The organism is Streptomyces sp. NPDC032940, assembly GCF_040636935.1.
Taxonomy (GTDB): domain Bacteria; phylum Actinomycetota; class Actinomycetes; order Streptomycetales; family Streptomycetaceae; genus Streptomyces.
Genome location: NZ_JBEZVJ010000071.1, coordinates 1 through 4,167 on the forward strand (window position 1 = coordinate 1; position 4,167 = coordinate 4,167).

Annotated in this window: 3 protein-coding genes; all 3 read right to left on the reverse strand. The window is 69.5% G+C overall.

Features of this window, described 5'->3' with window-relative positions; genetic code table 11:
* Window positions 1–108 precede the first annotated feature (108 nt).
* Window positions 109–1,008, reverse strand: coding sequence for a 4-(cytidine 5'-diphospho)-2-C-methyl-D-erythritol kinase (locus tag AB0E77_RS34040; protein ID WP_361578838.1), 900 nt, complete (start codon window positions 1,006–1,008; stop codon window positions 109–111).
* A 2-nt stretch (window positions 1,009–1,010) separates the two neighbouring features.
* Window positions 1,011–2,342, reverse strand: coding sequence for an MFS transporter (locus AB0E77_RS34045; RefSeq protein ID WP_361578841.1), 1,332 nt, complete (start codon window positions 2,340–2,342; stop codon window positions 1,011–1,013).
* Between the two features lie 109 nt (window positions 2,343–2,451).
* A complete protein-coding gene (locus AB0E77_RS34050; protein ID WP_361578844.1) occupies window positions 2,452–3,726 on the reverse strand; it encodes a cation:proton antiporter in 1,275 nt (424 codons plus the stop codon).
* Window positions 3,727–4,167: the final 441 nt, after the last annotated feature.

The window sequence follows — 4,167 nt, forward strand, 5'->3', positions numbered from 1 at the left end:
CGGACACCGACCCCTGACCACCCACAAGCCAACAACCGACACCCCACCCCCACGTACGGAAAAAGTACGCCAACCGTACGCGATACAGTAACCGCATCATCAACAACCTCATGCCATAGCCTGGGCGCCGGGGGCGGGGGCTGTTGTTGTGCGTACCGTGCGGCAGGTTTTGGAAGCTCGTAGGGCCTCGGCCACCGTGAGCGCGCCCTTGAGGTCTCGGGTGAGGAATGCAGCTGTGGGGCCTGAGCCGGAGATCAGGGCGGTGAGCGCGCCTGCTGCGCGGCCCGCTTCCAGTGTGTGGGCGAGTTCCGGGAAGAGGGACAGGGCCGCAGGCTGAAGGTCGTTGGAGACCGCCGCCGCCAGCGCATCCGGGTCGGCCTTCGCCAACGCATCCAGCAGAGTCCTCGAGACGACCGGCTCGGGAATGTCCCGGCCCGCGGTCAGCCGGTCGAACTCGCGGAAGACGGCCGGGGTGGAAAGGCCCCGTACGGCGGTCGCAAGCACCCAGTGGAAGGTACCGCCGATCTCCAGGGCCGTCAGTCGCTCGCCGCGACCGGTGCCCAGAGCCGCGCCGCCTACCAGGCTGAACGGGACATCGCTGCCCAGCTCGGCACAGAGGCCCAGCAACTCGACGCGGGAGGCGCCGGCGTTCCACAGCGTGTTGCAGGCGAGCAGCGCGGCCGCGCCGTCCGCGCTGCCGCCCGCCATGCCGCCGGCGACCGGGATGTCCTTGGCGATGTGAATGTGCACGGCCGGCTCGCGGCCGTAGCGCTCGGCGAGGGCGAGTGCCGCGCGTGCTGCGAGGTTGGTGTGGTTCAGGGGGACCTGGTCGGTGTCCGGGCCCTCGCAGGTGATGCGCAGTTCGTCGGCCGGGGTGACGGTGACCTCGTCGTACAGGCCGACGGCCAGGAAGACGTTGGCGAGGTCGTGGAACCCGTCCGGACGTGCGGCGCCGACAGAGAGCTGGAGATTCACCTTCGCCGGCACCCGTACCCTGACCCCACCCACGTTCACACCCGCTCGGACGCGGGAGTGGGAAGCGGATGGGGGGTGCTGAGGCCTTCGGTCTGGGGGCCTCGGCTGCGGGCGCGCAGCCTGAGGGTGGCCGCGAGGCAGATCGCGACAGGGATGACCAGGACGAGGACGACTGCGCCGAGGGTCCAGCCCGCGTCGACCATCAGGCCGCCGAGCAGGCCACTGGCCACGGGGCCCAGCTTGCCCACACTGTTCGCCCAGCTCACTCCCGTAGCGCGCGCGGACGGTGGGTAGGCCACCGCCGCGATCGCCTGGAGGGCGGAGTTGGCGGCCGGGAGGCAGAGGCCCAGGACGAAGACCACGGCGAGCAGCGCGGCGAACTGTGCCGCCCATAGAGCGGCTGCCACGAAGCCGAGGACGCTCAGCATCCACAGGGCCGACAGCACGCCGAACCGGTCGAAGCGCTTGAGGACGAAGGACACGGCGAGCTGTCCGATGAGGCCGCCCCATCCGAACGCCGCCACTGCCACCGCGGCCTGTGCGGCCGTCAGGCCGGTGCGCTCTGCCAGCAGCGGCAGGTAGGTGATGAGCAGGGCTGCCGTGCCCTGCGCCAGGAAGAAGCAGACCCACAGCAGGACGGTGGTGCGAGCGAGGTCGCCGGACATGACGACCCGCGCCGCCGACTCCGGGCGTCGCTGCGCCGAGGTCTGGTCCAGGGCCACGTGGGACACGTCCTGGCCCGCGGCGACGGCGGCCGAGAGGGCCTTCCGCACCTCCTCCTCGGGGCGCCCGAGAGCGGTGAGCGTGCTGACGGGTTCCGGGACGTACCGGACGACCGCCGGGATCAGCAGCAGTGGAGCGATCCCGCACACCGCCATCAGCGGGGGCCATCCGACCGCGGGGATGAGGACCGATGCGAGTACGCCACCGACGATGATTCCCGCCGTCACCCCTGCGAAGGCCAGCGCGACCATCTGGACCCTGCGTGCGGCGGGTGTCCAGTCGGCGACCATGGCCATCACGGTCGGCAGGATCGCGCCGAGCCCCAGACAGGCCACGAGCCGCAGCCCGGCGAAGGCGCCGACGTTCTGCGTGAGTCCCATGCCTGCCGTGCCCAGTCCGAAGACCAAGATGCCGGTGACGGTGACGCCCTTGCGGCCGTAGCGGTCGGCGAGCGGGCCTGCGGCGGTGCCGCCGGCGACCATCGCCACGACGCTCAGCGTCACGATGGCGGTCACCACGCTCATGTCGGTGCCCCAGTCGTCCTTGATCCTGGGGTAGACGAAGGAGGCGATGGTGGAGTCGAGACCATCGGCAACCATCATCAGGAGTCCCAGCACCACGATGAGCCACTGTCTGCGGCTCATCGGGTTCTGGTCGATGAACTCCTGTGGACTCAGTTGTCTCGGAGCACCCGTGGTCATGAGCGGACCCTTTCGTTCTGGAAGTACGGGGAGGTAGCGGGCGGGAACAGGGCTACGCGGCCCTTCCTGCTGTCCCTGCCACGGGCTCGGGGACGTCGCGGTTCTGTGGACGGTCGTCGTCCTCCGCCGTTCGGCCGACGACCCAGGTCAGCAGGGGGCCCGCCATCGCGGTCGTGACCACGGCCATCACGACCATGAGCGAATAGAGGTCCTGCTTGATGTAGCCCAGTTTCAGGCCGACGTTCAGGACGATGAGTTCGGTCAGGCCGCGCGTGTTCATCAGGGTGGCGAGCGCGGCGGACTGCCTGACCGGCATCTTGTTGAGGCGGGCGGCGGTGAAGGCTCCGGTGAACTTGCCGCCCACGGCCACCAGGAGGAGCAACGCCAAGGTGCCCAGCCCGGCCAGACCCACCCCTGAGAGGTCGACCTTCAGGCCTGCGACCAAGAAGAACACCGGCAGCAGCAGAGTGCCGTTCATCTGTCCCAGGCGGTCGTGTACTTCGGCGCGCAGCTGCTCGCTGCCGGTGCGCGGGAGGATCAGGCCGAAGAGGAACGCGCCGAAGATGTAGTGCAGGCCGACCCATTCGGTGGCGGCGGCGGACAGCAGCAGGCCTGCCAGGACACATGCGAACACGGTCGGGGTGAGCCGCAGTCCGGGTCGGCGGTCCGCATAGCGGTTCAGCAGGGGGCGCGCGACGAAGAGCATGAGGAGCAGGTACGGGATGGCGAGCAGGATGCGCCACTGGTCGGCGTCGGCTGAGCCGCTGACGGCGACCACCGCGGCGAGGAGGGACCACGCGAGGACGTCGTCGATGGAGGCGCAGGCCAGGGTCAGCACACCGAGCGGGGAGCGCGTCATGCGGCGGTCGGTGAGGATGCGGGCCAGGACCGGGAAGGCCGTGATGGACATGGCTATGCCCATGAAGAGCATGAACGACGTCTTGTCGCCGGTGCCGTAGTCGTCCATCAGGTACAGAGCCAGAGCCATGCCGAGGCCGCACGGCAGCACGATGGAACTCAACGACACCGTGACGGCAAGGCTTCCGCTGCCGCGGATCATCGCCGCGTCCCATTCGAGTCCGACGATGAACATGAAGACCGCGACACCGACCGCGGCCAGGGCACTGAGCATGGGCTGGATGCTGGTCGGGAAGAAGGTGTCGGCGATCGCCCCGTCGAACAGGGTGGGTCCCAGCGCGATACCGGCGAGGACCTCCCCGATCACCGCCGGCTGGCCCAGTCGCCGGGCCACCGCGCCGAGCAGGCGCGCCAGGAGCACCAGGGCGGCGAGGCCGACGAGAAGTGACGTGGTCTGATGCGTGTCCATACATCCATCTCCGTTAGGTGCCGTCGTCCTGTGCCCCTGTGCAGTGCACGAAGCGCGGGCGGGCAGGCAAGGCCGACTGCATGGGAGGGAAGCCCGAACAGCGATGCGCTTCGTGGTGTCCTGGCGGCCTGCTGTCGGTGTTGCGTGTCGGCCACGGTCCGGACCGTCGTGGGGTACAAGCTTCCGGCTGCGCTGCGGTGCCGCGGCCCCCCGGAGGGGGCGAACAGCATCTTTCAGTCGCGTGGTTGAGGGAAGCCAGCGTCTGCATCGAGCCGGTCTCGCGCGCGTGCCCAGCGCTTCTCGAGCACCCGTCAGACCGAACCCTGGCAGGTGCTCGAGCAGCGCATACGGCCGTCAGCCGATGACGGTCCAGGTGTCGCCGCCGGCGAGGAGGGCGGCGAGGTCGCCCTTGCCGTTCTGTTCGATGGCGGTGTCGAGCTG